We start from the raw sequence: 15275 nt of genomic DNA on the forward strand, positions 1-15275 counted from the left end.
CCCGCCTCAGGCCGCGACCGGCACGTTGAAGCATTCCGCCAGGCTGCCGATCAGCGCTTCCCGGTCGAATTTCGCGACGTAGTCCGTGAAGCCCACGGCGCGTCCGCGCGCCACCGCGGCCGGCTCCACCCGCCCGGTCAGGGCGATCATCGGCAGCTCCGCCCAGGCGCCGCCGGCGCGGACCTCCTGCGCGAAGCCGTAGCCATCCACCTCCGGCATCTCGATGTCGGAGACGATGCCGTCGAACATCTCGCCGCGCTCGCGCAGCTTCAGCGCATGCACGGCGCTTTCCACCGCGACGACCTCGTAGCCCTCCGCCGCCAGCGCCGGCACGACGAGTTCGCGGAAGAAGCCGCTATCCTCCACCACCAGCAGGCGGCGCGTGACGGTCTGCGCCGGGGAGGCGCGGAACCAGTCGCCACCGGCCTGGCGCAGCCACCAGGCGGTATCGATCACATCGGTGACCTTGCCGGCGATGACGGCGGAACCGAGGAAGCCCGGGCGCCCCTGGCCGGCCTGCACGTTCAGCGATTCATCGACCACGTCGAGGATCGCATCGACCATCAGGCCCAGGCTGCGATCGCCCTCGCTGAACACCAGCACGGTCTGGCGGCCACGCTCGTCCTGCGGCGGCCCGTAATCGCCCGTCATGGAGATCAGCGGCATCAGCTGGCCGCGATACTGCACCACCGGCGTGCCGCCGGAATACTCGATGTTCTCCACCGGCAGGTCGTCGAGCCGCGCGATGAGGCCGAGCGGCACCGCCTTCGGCGTCGCATCGCCGGCGCGGAACAGCAGCAGCGCCGTCTTGTCGTTGGACCGCACGCCGCTCGTCGCCTGGCCCGCCATCGAACGCTGCTCCGCCCCATCGCCGGCCACGCCGGTGACGCGGGCGATGCCGTTGGGATCCAGGATCATGATGACGCTGCCATCGCCGAGGATGGTGTTGCCGGAGAACATGCCGATGTGGCGCAGGATCGGCGCCACCGGCTTCACCACGATCTCCTCCGTGTCGAAGAGGCGATCGACGATGATGCCGAAGACATGCGCGCCGACCTGCGTGACGACGACGAAGCCCATGTCGCCGCTTTCGCCGATGGGAACCTCCTTCGGCTCCTCCAGCCCCAGCACGGCGCCCAGCGAGACGAGGGGCAGCAGCCGGTCGCGCAGCCGCAGCACCGGCGCGTCCTTGATGCGCTCCACGCGCGTATCCGCGCCGCCGCCGACGCGCACCAGCTCCAGCACGCCGATCTGCGGGATGGCGAAGCGCTCCCCCGCCACCTCCACGATCAGCGCGGAGACGATCGCCAGCGTCAGCGGGATCTTGATGGTGAAGCTGGTCCCCTTCCCCTCGGTGGAGGAGACGTCGATGGTGCCGCCGATGCGCTCCACATTCGTCTTCACCACATCCATGCCGACGCCGCGGCCGGAGACGGCGGTGACGGCGGCGGCGGTGGAGAAGCCGGCGCGGAAGATGAAGCGATGCACCTCGCGGTCGCTCATCGCCGCGATCTCGGCTTCCGTCGCCAGGCCCTGGGACAGCGCCTTGGCGCGGATGCGGTCGGTGCTCAGCCCCTTCCCGTCATCCGCGATCTCGATGAGGATGTGGCCGCCTTCGTGATAGGCGTTGAGCATGATGCGCCCGGTCTCGGACTTGTTCGCCTTTCGGCGCTCCTCCGGCATCTCCAGCCCATGGTCGCCGCTGTTGCGCACCATGTGCGTCAGCGGATCCTTGATGAGCTCGAGCACCTGGCGATCCAGCTCGGTATCCGCGCCGCGCATCTCGAGGTTGATCTTCTTGCCGAGTTCGATCGAGAGGTCGCGCACCAGGCGCGGCATCTTCGCCCAGGCATTGCCGATCGGCTGCATGCGCGTCTTCATCACGCCGTCCTGCAGGTCCGACGTGATGTGCGACAGGCGCTGCAGCGGCACGGTGTAGGCGCCATCGCCCCGCGCACGCGCCAGCTGCATCAGCTGGTTGCGCGTCAGCACCAGCTCACTGACCAGCATCATCAGGTCCTCGAGCACATCGACGGAGACGCGGATGCTCTGCGGCGGCGCGCGGCCCGTGGCGCTCTCCTCCGGCGGCGGCTCGGCCGGCGCGCGCGGCGCGGGGGCGGTGACGGCGCGCGGCTCGGGCGCCGCGACCTCCGCCACCACCGGCTCGGCCACCACCGGCTCGGCAACCTCCACGGGCTTGGGCGCGGGCGCGGGCTCGGGCCCGATCTCCCCGGTCGCGGCGGCATCGAGGCGGCTGATCAGCTCCGCATCGTCGCCCGCGGGCTCCGCGCCGCCGGATTCCAGCCCGCCCACGATTTCCTTGATCCGGTCGAGCGCGTTGAGGATGAGCGTCACGCCATCCGGCGTCACGGCCAGCACGCCGTCGCGGTACAGGCCGAGCACGTTCTCGGCCGCATGCGCCACCTTCTCCAGCCGCGACAGGCCGAGGAAGCCGCAAGTGCCCTTGATGGTGTGCACGAGCCGGAAGATTTCCGACAGGGTCGGCTTGTCCTGCGGCTGCTTCTCAAGCCGCAGCAGCGCGGAATCGAGCGCCACGAGGCCCTCGTGAGTCTCGGTCAGGAAATCTGCCAGCAGGTCGTCCATGGTCGCTCCGGCGCCTCGTCTTGCCCGGAGCTTGCGGCATTCACCCGAAGATTCGGTAAATGCCAGGCCGCAATCGCATGCCCGATCAGTTGCGGGTGAAGGTCGTCATCAGCAGCGGCGCGGCGATGCCGGTGCGCCCGTGCAGCATCTCCAGCCGGATGCCGGAACTGGCGGCGACCGAGACCAGCAGCGGCACGGAGACGTTGCGCGGCGTGAAGGCCATCGGCTCCCCGGCCATGCCGGCGGAGAGGATCGGCGGCCAGGCGGCGGAAGGGCCGTCCGGCCAGATCGAGAGGCCACCCTCCAGGTCGCCGCCGACACGCACCGCGCCGCCGCGTGGAAGCCCATCGATCGCCGTCCACAGCGCCAGCAGCACCGCCTGCGCCAGATGCGCCGGCAGCACGATGGTGCTGTCGAGATCGTTGAAGTCGATGATGGCGCGCCGGCCGAGCGTCAGCCCCTCCGCCGCCTGCGCAAGTTCGTCCACCCGGCAATCCCCGCACCCCGCGCCCACGGCCGCGCGGTAGAAGCGGATGCGCCGGTCCATGATGGCGGAAGCATCGCGCGCGACATCCATCGCGTCGCCGCCCGCCCCGTCCATCAGGTCCAGCGCGTTGGACAGCGCCCCCACCGCGCCGCCCAAATCATGGCAGAGGCGGGTGCATACCGCTTGGGCGAGGGCGATCTTGTCAGGCAGCATCCATTTCCTCCGAAAGACGACGCGAAACCATGCCGCATGCGCCGAGAGAGGCCCCCAGAGGGATGACCCAGGGGTGGGCCCGCCCGTCAGGCGCCGGCGGGGAACCGGGCCCGGCCCGCGCTGCCGCGCCGAAGACCCTTCCCGACAGGGAAGACGAGTTCGCGGCGGGCAGGCTAGTCTGGAAGACGTAATTCTTGGTAACGCTGGCGCATGAACGGTGAACTTTTTCCCGGCGACCGGGTGATCAACCCTGCCCGTCCGGATTGGGGGACTGGCCAGGTGCAGTCAGTGGTCGGCAACCGCGTGACAGTGAACTTCGAGCATGCGGGAAAGATGATGGTCCATATCGGCCCTGTAACGCTAGAGCCCGTCGATCGCGACGCCGAATGACCGGCCTTGGGGCCGAAATGGCCGCGCTGCTGGGCGATTGGCGATTCTACGCCGCTGCCCTCGTCACCGCGCTCGCCGGGCTGATGCGCGGCTATTCGGGCTTTGGGACCGCCGTGCTGCTGGCCCCCGCCTATTCGGTGCTCTGGGGGCCGCGGGTCGGCATCCCCGTCATGCTGCTGATGGAACTGGCCGTCTCCCTCCAGCTGCTGCCCAAGGCCTTCGGGGACGCCAACCGGCGGGTGATCCTGCCGATCGGCGCCGCGGCCTGCCTGGCGACCCCGCTCGGCGCCTTCATCCTGCTGACGGCGGACCAGGACCTGCTGCGCCGCTGCATCGGCGCCTTCGTGCTGGTCTTCGGCCTGCTGCTGCTGTCGGGCTGGCGCTACACGGGCTCCCGCCCCCTGCCGCTCAACCTCACCATCGGCACCATCGCCGGGCTGCTGAAGGGCGCGACGGGCATGAGCGGCCCGCCCGTCATCCTCTACCTGCTGGCGGGGCCGGAGGCGGCGAAGCAGCACCGGGCGAACCTGATCCTGTTCTTCGCCACCATCTCCGTCATCTCCGTGATCCCGCCCGCGATCGGCGGGCTGATGGGAACGCTGGTCTTCCTGAAGGCGCTGTTCCTGCTGCCGGTCCTGCTGTGCTGCGTGCCGATCGGGGCGCGGCTGTTTCATGTGGTGCCGGACCGCTGGTACCGGCGCGCCGCCCTGGTCTTCCTGGTCATCACCGGCAGCGTCACCCTGCTGGTGTGAGCCCGGGAGGGGGCTTGCACCGGCAGGGGTGGCCGGACCAAATGCAGGGCCGCGCTGCGCGTCCGGCGCCTTCGCGGTGCTTCTTCCTGGGAGTTCGGGCCTCATGATCGATCCGTTTGGCCGGCGGGTCAGCTACCTGCGCGTCTCCGTGACCGACCGCTGCGACCTGCGCTGCGTCTACTGCATGGCGGAGGACATGACCTTCCTCCCCAAGGCAGAGGTGCTGAGCCTGGAGGAGCTGGACCGGCTCTGCGGGGCCTTCATCGGGCTCGGCGTGGACAAGATCCGCCTGACGGGCGGCGAGCCGCTGGTGCGGAAGAACGTCATCTCCCTGTTCCGCAACCTCGGCGCGCGGATCGGGCCCGGCGGGCTGAAGGAGCTGACGGTCACCACCAACGGCACGCAGCTGACCAGGATGGCCGGGGACCTCCATGCGGCCGGCGTCCGGCGCATCAATGTCAGCCTGGATACGCTCGATCCCGCCACCTTCGCCGCCGTCACCCGCTGGGGGAAGATCGAGCCGACGCTGGACGGCATCTTCGCCTCCAAGGCCGCGGGCCTCCACGTCAAGATCAACGCCGTGGCGATGAAGGGGGTGAATGAGGGCGAGTTCGACCGCATGCTGGCCTGGTGCGGGGAGCATGGCTTCGACCTCTGCCTGATCGAGACGATGCCGCTCGGCGAGATCGATGGCAGCCGGAACGACCAGTATCTGCCGCTCTCGACCGTGCGGACCCGCCTCCGGCAGAACTGGACGCTGGAGGAGACGGATTATTCGACCGGCGGCCCCGCCCGCTACTACCGGGTGAAGGAAACCGGCGCGCGGATCGGCTTCATCACGCCGCTGACGCATAATTTCTGCGAATCCTGCAACCGCGTGCGCGTCACCTGCACCGGCACGCTCTACATGTGCCTGGGCCAGGACGATGCGGCCGACCTCCGCAAGCCTTTGCGCGACAGCACGCTGGACGACGAGGGGCTGAAGGAGGCGATCCTGGAAGCCATCTCCCGCAAGCCCAGGGGCCATGACTTCGTCATCGACCGGCAGACCCGCGCCCCCGCCGTCGCGCGGCACATGAGCGTGACGGGCGGCTGATGCTGCAGGAGATCCAGGCCGCGCTGACCATCCCCGGCCTGCCCGACTGGGTCGGCCTGGTCTTCCTTGTCTGCCTGCTGCTGGTGGGGCTGGCCTATCTGCTGATGCCCTTCAGCGTCTTCGGGGTGAAGGGGCGGCTCGACGCCATCGAGGCGCAGCTGGACGAGATCCAGACCGAACTCCGCAGCCTGTCGCTCCGCACGCCGGAGCCCGGCCGCCGTCGCCCGGCGCTGGAGGAGGATTGGGTGGACCCAAGCCCCGCGCTGCGCCCGGCCGCGGAGGCGGCCCCCCGCGTCGCGCCGCCGGTGCCCCCGCCCCCTGCCTGGCCGGACCGCAGCGGCGGGCCGAGCCGGTCCGAACCCCGGCTCGACTGGCCGCGGACACCCCGCTGAACCCTTCCCCTTCTTGCCCCGGCCATCGCGGCAGGGCTTCATGGCCTGAATTCTCCAGGAGTCCGGCCGCATGAGCCTTGCCACGGGAAGCGCGGCGCCACCCCCGGTGGCGCCCGATCCCGCCCCGCTCGCCGGCCGCATCGCCTTCGTCGCCGCCGCCACCGACCAGGCCGGGGAGGCGCTGGCGCGGCTGGAGGCCGCCTATGGCAACGCGCCGCTGGATGAGGCGCGCATCGTGGTCGCGCTGGGCGGCGATGGGCTGATGCTCGAAACCCAGCACCGGATGCTGGGCCGCAACCTGCCGGTCTATGGCATGAATTGCGGCAGCGTCGGCTTCCTGATGAACGAGTTCCGGCTGGAGGGGCTGATGGAACGCCTCGCCGCCGCCCAGGCCGCGCAGCTCCATCCCCTGCACATGCGTGCCTTCGTGGGCGAAGGCCCCTCGGTGGAGGCGCTGGCCATCAACGAGGTCTCCCTGCTGCGGGAGACCCGCCAGGCCGCCAAGATCCGCATCCTGGTCGATGGCAAGGAGAGGCTTTCCGAGCTGATCTGCGACGGCGTGCTGGTCTCCACCCCGGCCGGCAGCACGGCCTACAACCTCTCCGCGCATGGCCCGATCATCCCGCTGGGCGCCAATTTGCTGCCGCTGACGCCCATTTCCGCCTTCCGCCCCCGGCGCTGGCGCGGGGCGCTGCTGCCGGCGGAGGCCTCCGTGGTCTTCGACGTGCTGGAGCCCCAGAAGCGCCCGGTCGCGGCCGTCGCCGACTATACGGAGGTGCGCGATGTGCGGCGGGTCGAGGTACGGGAGAACCGCGCCGTGACCCTGACCATGCTCTTCGACCCCGACCACGGCCTGTCGGAGCGCATCATCGCGGAGCAGTTCACGGTGTGACCCCGGAAGGGGGACGCGGTTGACGCCAGCCCCCTCATCTGCGATCCGCCCCGGCGTCGCCGGCCCGCTGGCCCCGACCCTGGAAGCATCGAGCCAAGCGCGCCCATGACCGCCGTAACCGCCGCCCCCCTCGTGCTGGCCCTGCCGAAAGGCCGCATCCTGAAGGAATTGCGGCCGCTGCTGAGCCGCGCGGGGATCGAGCCCGCCGCCGATTTCCGGGACGAGGACAGCCGCCGCCTGCGCTTCGAGACGAACAACCCGGGCCTCGACGTGGTGCGGGTGCGGTCCTTCGATGTCGCGACCTTCGTGGCCCATGGCGCGGCGCAGATCGGCGTCTGCGGCGCCGATGTGCTGATGGAATTCGACTACGACCAGATCTATGCGCCGCTCGACCTCGGCATCGGGCGCTGCCGGGTTTCCGTGGCGGAGCCGGTGGCGACGGCGGGACACCAGGACATGGGCGCCTGGTCCCGCGTCACGGTCGCGACGAAATACCCGACCATCGCCCACCGCCACTTCGCCGCGCGCGGCATCCAGGCGGAGGTGGTGCACCTGAACGGCGCCATGGAACTGGCCCCTTCCCTCGGGCTCGCCCGCGTCATCGTTGACCTGGTGCAGACGGGGTCCACCTTGAAGGCGAATGGCCTGGTCGAATCGGAAGTGATCGCCACCGTGACATCCCGCCTCATCGTCAATCGCACCGCGCTGAAGACCCAGCCGGAGGCGATCGGCGCCTGGATCGCCCGCTTCCGTGCGGCCCTCGCCGCAGGAGAAGCGGCGTGAAGCGCCTCGCCACCACCGATCCGGGCTTCGAGGCCGCCTTCCAGGCCCTGCTGGACGAGGCGCGGGACACCACCGCCAAGGTCGATGCCGCCGTCGCCGGCATCATCCAGTCCATCCAGGCGGAGGGCGATGCCGCCCTGCTGGACCTGACCCGCCGCTTCGACCGCTGGTCCCCCGCCGATGCCGCGGCCCTGCGCGTGACGGAGGCCGAGATCGAGCAGGCGACCGCCGGAATCCCGGCCGACCAGCGCGACGCGCTGGCGCTGGCGGCGCAGCGGATCGAGGCCTTCCACGCGGCGCAGCTGCCGCGCGACATCGCCCTCGATGACGGGGCGGGGATCGCGACCGGCATGCGCTGGGGCGCCATCGATGCGGTCGGGCTCTATGTCCCGGGCGGCAAGGCGGCCTATCCCTCCTCCGTCCTGATGAACGCGCTGCCGGCCCGCGTCGCCGGCGTGCAGCGCATCGCCATGTGCGTGCCCACCCCCGATGGCGTGCTGAACCCGCTGGTGCTGGCGGCGGCCCGCCTTGCCGGCGTCAGCGAGATCTGGCGCGTCGGCGGCGCGCAGGCGGTGGCGGCGTTGGCCTGGGGCACGGCCTCCATCGCGCCGGTCGATCGCATCGTCGGCCCAGGCAATGCCTATGTGGCCGAGGCCAAGCGCCAGGCCTTCGGCCGGGTCGGCATCGACAGCATCGCCGGCCCCTCCGAGGTGGTCATCCTGGCCGATGGGCTGAACGACGCCGATCACGTGGCGCTCGACCTGCTGGCCCAGGCCGAGCATGACGAGGCCGCGCAATCCATCCTGATCACGGACGAGCCCGCCTTCGCTGATGCCGTGGTGGCGGCGGTGGAGCGCGCGCTGGAGACGCTGCCCCGCGCCGCGATCGCTTCCGCCTCCTGGCGCGCCCATGGCGCGGTGATCGTGGTGGAGAGCTGGGACCAGGCCGTGGCGCTGACCAACCGCCTGGCGCCGGAGCACCTGCAGATCATGGTGGAGGATCCGCGCGCCCTTTTCGCCCGCATCCGCCATGCCGGCGCCGCCTTCCTGGGCCGCCATTGCCCGGAAGCGCTGGGCGACTATGTGGCGGGACCGAACCACGTGCTGCCCACCGGCCGCACCGCCCGCTTCGCCTCCGGCCTGTCCGTCTTCGACTTCCTGAAGCGCACCACCTGGGTGGAGGCGTCCGCGGCCGGCATCGCCGCCATCGGGCCCGCCGCGGTGGTGCTGGCGAAGGCCGAGGGCCTCACCGCCCATGGCCTCAGCGTGGCGGCGCGGCTGACGAAACAGGACAACCGTCCTTGACCGCGGGCGCCGTGGCGCTCATGTTCCGCGCCGCCTTGCGCCCCCCGCGCCATCCCCGGCCCTGTGCCTGACCCCCTGGGGTCCGGACAGGCCCTCACGACCTCCCGGGGCCCGGATGGGCCCCGCCGACTCCGATGAAGGATCTGCATGTCGAAAGAGGACATGATCGAGTTCAGCGGCACCGTGGTGGAGCTGCTGCCCAACGCGATGTTCCGCGTGAAGCTCGACAACGACCACATGGTGCTCGCCCATACCAGCGGGAAGATGCGCAAGAACCGCATCCGCGTCCTGGCCGGTGACCGCGTGAACGTCGAGATGACGCCGTATGACCTGACCAAGGGCCGCATCACCTTCCGCTTCAAGTAGCGGCAAGGCGGGCGTCCCGATGCCCACCCCCCGCCCGCCCCTGGTCCTTGCCTCCGCCAGCCCCCGCCGGCTGGAGTTGCTGGCGCGCATCGGCGTGGTGCCGGACCGCGTGCTGCCCGCCGACATCGACGAGACGCCGCGCAAGGCGGAGCTTCCGCGCGCGCTCGCCGGCCGCCTGGCCGTGGCCAAGGCCGAAGCGGTCGCGGCGCAATGCCCGGATTGCCTGGTGCTGGCCGCCGATACCGTCGTCGGCGTGGGCCGCCGCGTGCTGAACAAGCCGGCGGATGCGGCCGAAGCCGCGAAGTTCCTGGCGCTGCTCTCCGGCCGCCGCCACCGCGTCACCACCGGGCTCTGCCTGATCCGCCCCGATGGCAAGCGGTCGAGGCGGGAGGTCGTGACCATCCTCGGCTTCCAGCGGCTGACCGCGGCGCAGATGGAGGATTACGTCGCTTCCGGCGAATGGCAGGGCGCCGCCGGCGGCTACCAGATCCAGAAGCGCGCCGAGGCCTTCGTGCGCTTCCTCTCGGGCAGCCATTCCAACGTGGTCGGCCTGCCGCTGTTCGAGACGGCGCAGCTTCTCCGGGGCGCCGGCTGGCTGACCCCGTGAGCGGGGCCGACCGGATCCTGGTCAGCGCCTCCCCGGGCGAGCGCCTTGTGGCGGTGCTGCGGGATGGCGGGTTGCACCTGGCGGCGATCGACCGGCCGGACCTGCCGGATGGCGTCGGCGACCTGCATCTCGGCCGCGTCACCGCCGTCTCCGCCGCCATGAGCGGCGCCTTCGTCGAGATCGCCGGCGGCGAGACGGGCTTCCTGCCGGAAAGCGAGACCCCGCCCCCGCGCCGCCCCATCGGCAAGGCGGTCGGCGAGGGCGATTGGGTGGTGGTGCGCGTGACGCGCGCCGCGCAGGGCGGCAAGGGCCCGCGCGTGACCATGCGGGTGGAGGCGCCGCCGCCGCTCCCCGCCAACCGCAAGCCGCAACTCCTGGCCCGCGGCCCCGGCGCCGCGGAGCGCCTGGCCCGGCTCTTCCCGACCCTGCCGGTGGAGACCGACAGCGCCGCCGTGGTGGCCGCCCTCGGCCGAGACCGCGCGCGCCTGGTGCAGGGCCGCGCCTTCGACGAGGCGACCGAATCGGCCTTCGCCGAGTTGGCCGAGCCGGTGGTGGAGCTGCCCGGCGGGCTCCGCCTGCACATCCACCCCACCCCGGCGCTGGTCGCCATCGATGTCGATGGCGGGCGCGCTGCCGGCCTGGGCGATGCCGCCGCCCCCGCCCGCGTGAACGAGGCCGCGGCCGTGGAAGTCGCCCGCCAGATCCGGCTGCGCAACCTGTCGGGCGCCATTGTGGTGGATTTCGCGGGCCTGCCCATCCGCAAGCGCCCGACCGTGCTGCCCCCGCTGGAGAAGGCGCTGGCGGGGGACCCGCTGGAGCCGGCGCTGATGGGCGTCACGCGGATGGGCCTGGTCGAGATCATGCGCCGCCGCGTGCATCCCCCCTGGCATGAGGTGCTGGGCACCCCGCCCTCCCCTGCCACCCGCCTGCTGGCGGCACTGCGGGCCATGGCGCGGGATGCCGCCGCCCGCCCCCAGGTCGCGCTGGCGCTGCGCGCGGCGCCGGAGGTGGCGGAGGCCGCCACGCGGCTTCCCCTGGCGCTGGCGGAATACCGCGCCGCCACCGGCCGTCCCCTGGCGTTGCGACCGGACCCGGCGCTGCGCCCGGGACAGGAGAGAATCGAGGAAGACCGCGGATGAGCCAGGACCCGCCCCGCCGCCCCACCACCCGTCGCTGCCCCATCTGCAACCGCGCCCCCGCCCGGCCCGGCAGCCCCTTCTGTTCCGACCGCTGCCAGCAGATCGACCTCGGCCGCTGGCTGTCGGGCGACTACGCCGTGCCGGTGAAGCCGGAACCGGATGCCGACGAGGAGGCGTGAGACGCTGCGGATGGGGGGGTGGACAGCCCAGATCGCATTCGCTATCTCCCGCCTCCTCTACGGCGGGCCGGTTCACCGGCCTTGGCTTGGGCCCAGGTAGCTCAGTTGGTAGAGCATGCGACTGAAAATCGCAGTGTCGCTGGTTCGATTCCGGCCCTGGGCACCATCCTCCTCCCTCGCATCGCGTCCCACAATCCGGCAGGGAATTCCCTTGCGCGGGTGCCGCGCTTCGTTGACCGTTCGGTGACCCGGGAGAAGGACAACACGCCTTGGCCTATGCGCTGCAGCAGCTGATCAACGGCGTCAGCCTCGGCATGATCTACGGCCTGATCGCGGTGGGCTACACCATGGTCTATGGCATCATCGGCATGATCAACTTCGCCCATGGCGACATCTTCATGATCGGCGCCTTCGTGGCGCTGACCGCCATGGTGATGCTGGTCTCGGGCGGGCTGATGGAGGGCCCGGCCGCCATCCTGCTGGTGCTGGCGATCTCCATGGCCTTCACCGCGCTCTATGGCTGGACGGTGGAGCGAATCGCCTATCGCCCGCTGCGCGGCAGCTTCCGCCTGGCGCCGCTGATCTCCGCCATCGGCATGTCGATCGTGCTGCAGAACTTCGTGCAGGTCAGCCAGGGCGCCCGCGTGAAGCCGCTGGAGCCGCAGCTGCCCGGCGGCATCGAGCTGATGCGGGAGGGGACCTTCGTCGTCCAGCTCTCCTACATGCAGATGCTGATCATCGCCTCGACGCTCGCGGTGCTGGCGATCTTCACCTGGCTGGTGACGAAGACACCCCTGGGGCGCGCCATGCGCGCCTGCGAGCAGGACCGGAAGATGGCGTCGCTTCTCGGCATCGACACGGACCGCACCATCAGCCTGACCTTCGTCATCGGCGCCTCGCTGGCCGCGGTGGCGGGCACGCTCTACCTGCTGCGCTATGGCGTGATCGACTTCTACATCGGCTTCCTGGCGGGGGTGAAAGCCTTCACCGCCGCGGTGCTGGGGGGCATCGGGTCGTTGCCCGGGGCGGTGCTCGGCGGGCTGCTGATCGGCCTGATCGAGACCTTCTGGTCCGCCTATTTCTCCGTCCAGTACAAGGACGTCGCGGCCTTCTCCATCCTCGCCATCGTGCTGATCTTCATGCCGACCGGGCTGCTCGGCCGGCAGGAAGTGGAAAAGGTCTGATGGCATTCAGCGCCGCGCTGCGGGACGCCGCCAAGGCCACCGCCATCGCCTTCGGCCTCTTCGTCGTCATGGTCGGGCTTCGCACCGATGTCAGCCCGACCGGCGCGCTGTTCCTGCGCACGCGCTGGACGGAGTTGGCGATGGTCTGTGCCCTGGTCTTCGCCGGGCGGCTCGCCATCGGCCTCTGGGTCACGCCGCGCTTCCTGACGAATGCAGGCGGCTCCCTCGCCGCGCCGCTCGCCAAGGCCGGCGCCTTCTTCGGCATGGGGCTGCTGGTGGTGGCGGTGGTGCTGCCCGCCATCCCGGGCATCGGGCGCTACGAGCTCGACCTCGCCATCCTCGTGCTGACCTATGTCATGCTGGGCTGGGGGCTCAACATCGTGGTCGGCCTCGCGGGGCTGCTCGACCTCGGCTACGTCGCCTTCTACGCCGTCGGCGCCTATTCCTACGCGCTGCTGGCGCAGTATTTCGGCCTCTCCTTCTGGGTCTGCCTGCCGCTGGCGGGCATCCTGGCCGCTTTCTGGGGCATCCTGCTGGGCTTCCCCGTGCTGCGGCTGCGGGGCGACTACCTCGCCATCGTGACGCTCGCCTTCGGCGAGATCATCCGCATCGTGCTGCTGAACTGGGTGGACCTGACGGGCGGGCCGAACGGCATCAGCGGCATCCCGCGCCCCACCTTCTTCGGCCTGCCCTTCAACATGTCGGGGGACCCCGGCACCTTCGCCGGCTTCTTCGGGCTGGAACCCAGCCCGACGCATCGCGTGGTGTTCCTGTATTACCTGATCCTCTGCCTCGCGCTGCTGACCAACTGGGTCACCATCCGCATCCGCCGCCAGCCGATCGGCCGTGCCTGGGAAGCGCTGCGGGAGGATGAGGTCGCCTGCCGCGCACTCGGCATCAACGTCACCAACACCAAGCTCACCGCCTTCGCGCTCGGCGCCATGTTCGGCGGCTTCGCCGGCGCCTTCTTCGCGACGCGCCAGGCCTTCATCAGCCCGGAAAGCTTCACCTTCATCGAAAGCGCCATCATCCTGGCGATCGTGGTGCTGGGCGGGCTCGGCAGCCAGGTCGGCGTCGCCGTCGCCGCCATCGTCATGATCGGGGGGTTCGAGCTGTTCCGCGACCTCGATGAATGGCGGATGCTCGTCTTCGGCGCGGCGATGGTGATCATCATGGTGCTGCGGCCCCGCGGCCTGGTGGGATCGCGCACCCCCACCGTCGCCCTCGGCCAGAAACGCTCCATCGGGTCCGACTATGTGAGCGAGGGCCGGGGATGAGCACGACCCTCGTCCCCGACATCCTCAGCGTCGAGGAACTGACCATGCGCTTCGGCGGGCTGCTCGCCGTCGATCGCGTCAGCTTCGAGGTTCCGCGCGGCACCATCACCGCGCTGATCGGCCCGAACGGGGCCGGCAAGACCACGGTCTTCAACTGCATCACCGGCTTCTACCGCCCGACCGGCGGCGCGGTGCGCCTGACCACGCATGAAGGCCGGGAGGTCATCCTCAACACGCTGAAGGACCACAACATCGCCCGCGCCGGCGTGGCGCGCACCTTCCAGAACATCCGCCTCTTCGCCGGCATGACGGCGCTGGAGAACCTGCTGATCGCGCAGCACGGCCCGCTGCACCGCGCGACGGGCTTCGGCATCGGCGCGCTGCTCGGCATCTCCGGCTACAAGGCCGCCGAGGCCGCGGCCATCGAGCGTGCCGCCGAATGGCTGCGCGCCATCGGCCTCATCGCCCGCGCCGATGATCCCGCGGGGTCGCTGCCCTATGGCGACCAGCGGCGGCTCGAGATCGCGCGCGCCATGTGCACGGGCCCCTCGCTGCTCTGCCTGGACGAACCCGCCGCCGGCCTCAACCCGCGCGAATCGGATGACCTGGCCCGGCTGCTGCTCTCGATCCGCGACGGCACCGCGACCAGCGCCGCGCCCACCTCCATCCTGCTGATCGAGCACGACATGGGCATCGTCATGCGCATCTCGGACCATGTCGTCGTGCTCGACCACGGCAAGAAGATCGCCGAGGGCCCGCCCGCCGCCATCCGCCAGGACCCCCACGTCATCGCCGCCTATCTCGGGGAGGCGGAGCAGGAATGAGCGCGAGCGCGCCCATGCTGGAGGTCCAGGACCTCCGCACCTTCTACGGCGCGGTGGAGGCGCTGAAGGGCGTCTCCCTGCACGTCGATCCCGGGGAGATCGTGACGCTGATCGGCGCCAACGGCGCGGGCAAATCCACCCTGCTGATGAGCCTCTGCGGCGATCCCCGCGCGCGATCGGGCCGCATCCTGCTGGAGGGCGAGGACATCACCGCGATGCCCACCCACCAGATCATCCGCCGCGGCGTCGCGCAGTCACCCGAAGGCCGGCGCATCTTCCCGCGCATGACGGTGCTGGAGAACCTGATCATGGGCGCCCAGGCCATGGGCCATGATCCGGCACCAGGGCTGGAACGCGTCTTCGCCCTCTTCCCCCGCCTCAACGAACGCCAGGGCCAGCGCGGCGGCACGCTCTCCGGCGGCGAACAGCAGATGCTGGCCATCGGCCGCGCGCTGATGTCGAAGCCGCGCCTGCTGCTGCTGGACGAACCCTCGCTCGGCCTCGCGCCGCTGATCTCCCGCCAGATCTTCGCCGCCATCAAGGCGCTGAACGAGAGCGAGGGCCTGACCGTGCTGCTGGTGGAGCAGAACGCCAACCAGGCGCTGCGCCTGGCCCATCGCGGCTACGTCCTGGTCACGGGGCGGATCACCATGAGCGGGTCGGGGGCGGAACTGCTGGCGCGGCCGGAGATCAGGGACGCGTATCTGGGCGGGGGGCACTGACGATGACGCGGGGGAACGCTGTTCCCCCGCACCCCCATGCCAGGGCCGAGACGGCCCTGGACCG

The 15275-nt window shown here is 70.8% G+C and carries 17 protein-coding genes and 1 tRNA gene; 16 read left to right on the forward strand and 2 right to left on the reverse strand.

Going from position 1 to position 15275, the window contains the following annotated elements; genetic code table 11:
- Nucleotides 1–6 precede the first annotated feature (6 nt).
- Both G3576_RS19985 and G3576_RS19990 read right to left on the reverse strand, forming a co-directional pair.
- Entirely contained in the window at nucleotides 7–2604 is a 2598-nt protein-coding gene (locus tag G3576_RS19985) for a hybrid sensor histidine kinase/response regulator (RefSeq protein ID WP_164696198.1), read from the reverse strand.
- 85 nt (nucleotides 2605–2689) lie between these two features.
- A complete protein-coding gene (locus G3576_RS19990) occupies nucleotides 2690–3304 on the reverse strand; it encodes a histidine phosphotransferase family protein (RefSeq protein ID WP_164696199.1) in 615 nt (204 codons plus the stop codon).
- A gap of 210 nt (nucleotides 3305–3514) precedes the next feature.
- Here G3576_RS19990 and G3576_RS19995 point away from each other — a divergent pair, with 210 nt between their 5' ends.
- The 16 genes from G3576_RS19995 (at nucleotide 3515) to G3576_RS20070 (ending at nucleotide 15211) form a co-directional block, all read left to right on the forward strand.
- On the forward strand, nucleotides 3515–3694 hold the full coding sequence (locus G3576_RS19995; protein ID WP_164696200.1) for a DUF3553 domain-containing protein: 180 nt from the start codon (nucleotides 3515–3517) through the stop codon (nucleotides 3692–3694).
- The gene (locus tag G3576_RS20000) at nucleotides 3691–4446 is read left to right on the forward strand and encodes a sulfite exporter TauE/SafE family protein (RefSeq protein WP_164696201.1); all 756 of its coding nucleotides are present in this window, start codon (nucleotides 3691–3693) and stop codon (nucleotides 4444–4446) included. The genes G3576_RS19995 and G3576_RS20000 overlap by 4 nt, the downstream gene beginning before the upstream one ends.
- A 103-nt stretch (nucleotides 4447–4549) precedes the next feature.
- Nucleotides 4550–5542 carry a GTP 3',8-cyclase MoaA gene (moaA, locus tag G3576_RS20005; protein ID WP_164696202.1) on the forward strand — a complete coding sequence of 331 codons (993 nt, stop codon included), beginning with the start codon at nucleotides 4550–4552 and terminating at the stop codon, nucleotides 5540–5542.
- Nucleotides 5542–5934 (forward strand): hypothetical protein, encoded by a 393-nt coding sequence (locus G3576_RS20010; RefSeq protein ID WP_164696203.1) that lies wholly within the window; start codon nucleotides 5542–5544, stop codon nucleotides 5932–5934. The genes moaA and G3576_RS20010 overlap by 1 nt, the downstream gene beginning before the upstream one ends.
- 70 nt (nucleotides 5935–6004) lie before the next feature.
- Nucleotides 6005–6826 carry an NAD kinase gene (locus G3576_RS20015; protein WP_164696204.1) on the forward strand — a complete coding sequence of 274 codons (822 nt, stop codon included), beginning with the start codon at nucleotides 6005–6007 and terminating at the stop codon, nucleotides 6824–6826.
- A 105-nt stretch (nucleotides 6827–6931) separates the two neighbouring features.
- Nucleotides 6932–7609, forward strand: coding sequence for an ATP phosphoribosyltransferase (gene hisG / locus G3576_RS20020; protein WP_164696205.1), 678 nt, complete (start codon nucleotides 6932–6934; stop codon nucleotides 7607–7609).
- Nucleotides 7606–8913: a histidinol dehydrogenase gene (hisD, locus tag G3576_RS20025; RefSeq protein ID WP_164696206.1), complete on the forward strand. Its 1308-nt coding sequence runs from the start codon at nucleotides 7606–7608 to the stop codon at nucleotides 8911–8913. Before hisG ends, hisD begins: the two co-directional genes overlap by 4 nt.
- A gap of 147 nt (nucleotides 8914–9060) precedes the next feature.
- Entirely contained in the window at nucleotides 9061–9279 is a 219-nt protein-coding gene (infA, locus tag G3576_RS20030; protein WP_092956859.1) for a translation initiation factor IF-1, read from the forward strand.
- Between the two features lie 19 nt (nucleotides 9280–9298).
- The gene (locus G3576_RS20035; RefSeq protein ID WP_164696207.1) at nucleotides 9299–9886 is read left to right on the forward strand and encodes a Maf family protein; all 588 of its coding nucleotides are present in this window, start codon (nucleotides 9299–9301) and stop codon (nucleotides 9884–9886) included.
- Nucleotides 9883–11025 carry a ribonuclease E/G gene (locus G3576_RS20040; protein WP_164696208.1) on the forward strand — a complete coding sequence of 381 codons (1143 nt, stop codon included), beginning with the start codon at nucleotides 9883–9885 and terminating at the stop codon, nucleotides 11023–11025. Before G3576_RS20035 ends, G3576_RS20040 begins: the two co-directional genes overlap by 4 nt.
- Nucleotides 11022–11204 (forward strand): DNA gyrase inhibitor YacG, encoded by a 183-nt coding sequence (locus G3576_RS20045; protein WP_164696209.1) that lies wholly within the window; start codon nucleotides 11022–11024, stop codon nucleotides 11202–11204. The genes G3576_RS20040 and G3576_RS20045 overlap by 4 nt, the downstream gene beginning before the upstream one ends.
- A gap of 90 nt (nucleotides 11205–11294) precedes the next feature.
- Nucleotides 11295–11370, forward strand: a tRNA-Phe gene (locus G3576_RS20050).
- 103 nt (nucleotides 11371–11473) lie between these two features.
- Complete coding sequence (locus G3576_RS20055; RefSeq protein WP_164696210.1) at nucleotides 11474–12388, forward strand: branched-chain amino acid ABC transporter permease; 915 nt, start codon at nucleotides 11474–11476, stop codon at nucleotides 12386–12388.
- A complete protein-coding gene (gene livM, locus G3576_RS20060) occupies nucleotides 12388–13665 on the forward strand; it encodes a high-affinity branched-chain amino acid ABC transporter permease LivM (RefSeq protein ID WP_164696211.1) in 1278 nt (425 codons plus the stop codon). The genes G3576_RS20055 and livM overlap by 1 nt, the downstream gene beginning before the upstream one ends.
- Nucleotides 13662–14489, forward strand: coding sequence for an ABC transporter ATP-binding protein (locus G3576_RS20065; protein WP_164696212.1), 828 nt, complete (start codon nucleotides 13662–13664; stop codon nucleotides 14487–14489). The genes livM and G3576_RS20065 overlap by 4 nt, the downstream gene beginning before the upstream one ends.
- Complete coding sequence (locus tag G3576_RS20070) at nucleotides 14486–15211, forward strand: ABC transporter ATP-binding protein (RefSeq protein WP_164696213.1); 726 nt, start codon at nucleotides 14486–14488, stop codon at nucleotides 15209–15211. Before G3576_RS20065 ends, G3576_RS20070 begins: the two co-directional genes overlap by 4 nt.
- Nucleotides 15212–15275 lie beyond the last annotated feature (64 nt).

Origin of the sequence: Falsiroseomonas algicola (assembly GCF_011040385.1) — a bacterium.
Lineage (GTDB): Bacteria > Pseudomonadota > Alphaproteobacteria > Acetobacterales > Acetobacteraceae > Falsiroseomonas > Falsiroseomonas algicola.

Excerpts from the sequence above, each read along its gene's own strand:
- G3576_RS19995 (WP_164696200.1), top strand. The coding sequence starts at position 3,515 with ATGAACGGTGAACTTTTTCCCGGCGACCGGGTGATCAACCCTGCCCGT.
- G3576_RS19985 (WP_164696198.1), bottom strand. The coding sequence starts at position 2,604 with ATGGACGACCTGCTGGCAGATTTCCTGACCGAGACTCACGAGGGCCTC.
- G3576_RS20015 (WP_164696204.1), top strand. The coding sequence starts at position 6,005 with ATGAGCCTTGCCACGGGAAGCGCGGCGCCACCCCCGGTGGCGCCCGAT.
- G3576_RS20035 (WP_164696207.1), top strand. The coding sequence starts at position 9,299 with ATGCCCACCCCCCGCCCGCCCCTGGTCCTTGCCTCCGCCAGCCCCCGC.
- livM (WP_164696211.1), top strand. The coding sequence starts at position 12,388 with ATGGCATTCAGCGCCGCGCTGCGGGACGCCGCCAAGGCCACCGCCATC.
- G3576_RS20000 (WP_164696201.1), top strand. The coding sequence starts at position 3,691 with ATGACCGGCCTTGGGGCCGAAATGGCCGCGCTGCTGGGCGATTGGCGA.
- G3576_RS20010 (WP_164696203.1), top strand. The coding sequence starts at position 5,542 with ATGCTGCAGGAGATCCAGGCCGCGCTGACCATCCCCGGCCTGCCCGAC.
- moaA (WP_164696202.1), top strand. The coding sequence starts at position 4,550 with ATGATCGATCCGTTTGGCCGGCGGGTCAGCTACCTGCGCGTCTCCGTG.
- G3576_RS20070 (WP_164696213.1), top strand. The coding sequence starts at position 14,486 with ATGAGCGCGAGCGCGCCCATGCTGGAGGTCCAGGACCTCCGCACCTTC.
- G3576_RS20045 (WP_164696209.1), top strand. The coding sequence starts at position 11,022 with ATGAGCCAGGACCCGCCCCGCCGCCCCACCACCCGTCGCTGCCCCATC.
- infA (WP_092956859.1), top strand. The coding sequence starts at position 9,061 with ATGTCGAAAGAGGACATGATCGAGTTCAGCGGCACCGTGGTGGAGCTG.
- hisG (WP_164696205.1), top strand. The coding sequence starts at position 6,932 with ATGACCGCCGTAACCGCCGCCCCCCTCGTGCTGGCCCTGCCGAAAGGC.
- G3576_RS19990 (WP_164696199.1), bottom strand. The coding sequence starts at position 3,304 with ATGCTGCCTGACAAGATCGCCCTCGCCCAAGCGGTATGCACCCGCCTC.
- G3576_RS20065 (WP_164696212.1), top strand. The coding sequence starts at position 13,662 with ATGAGCACGACCCTCGTCCCCGACATCCTCAGCGTCGAGGAACTGACC.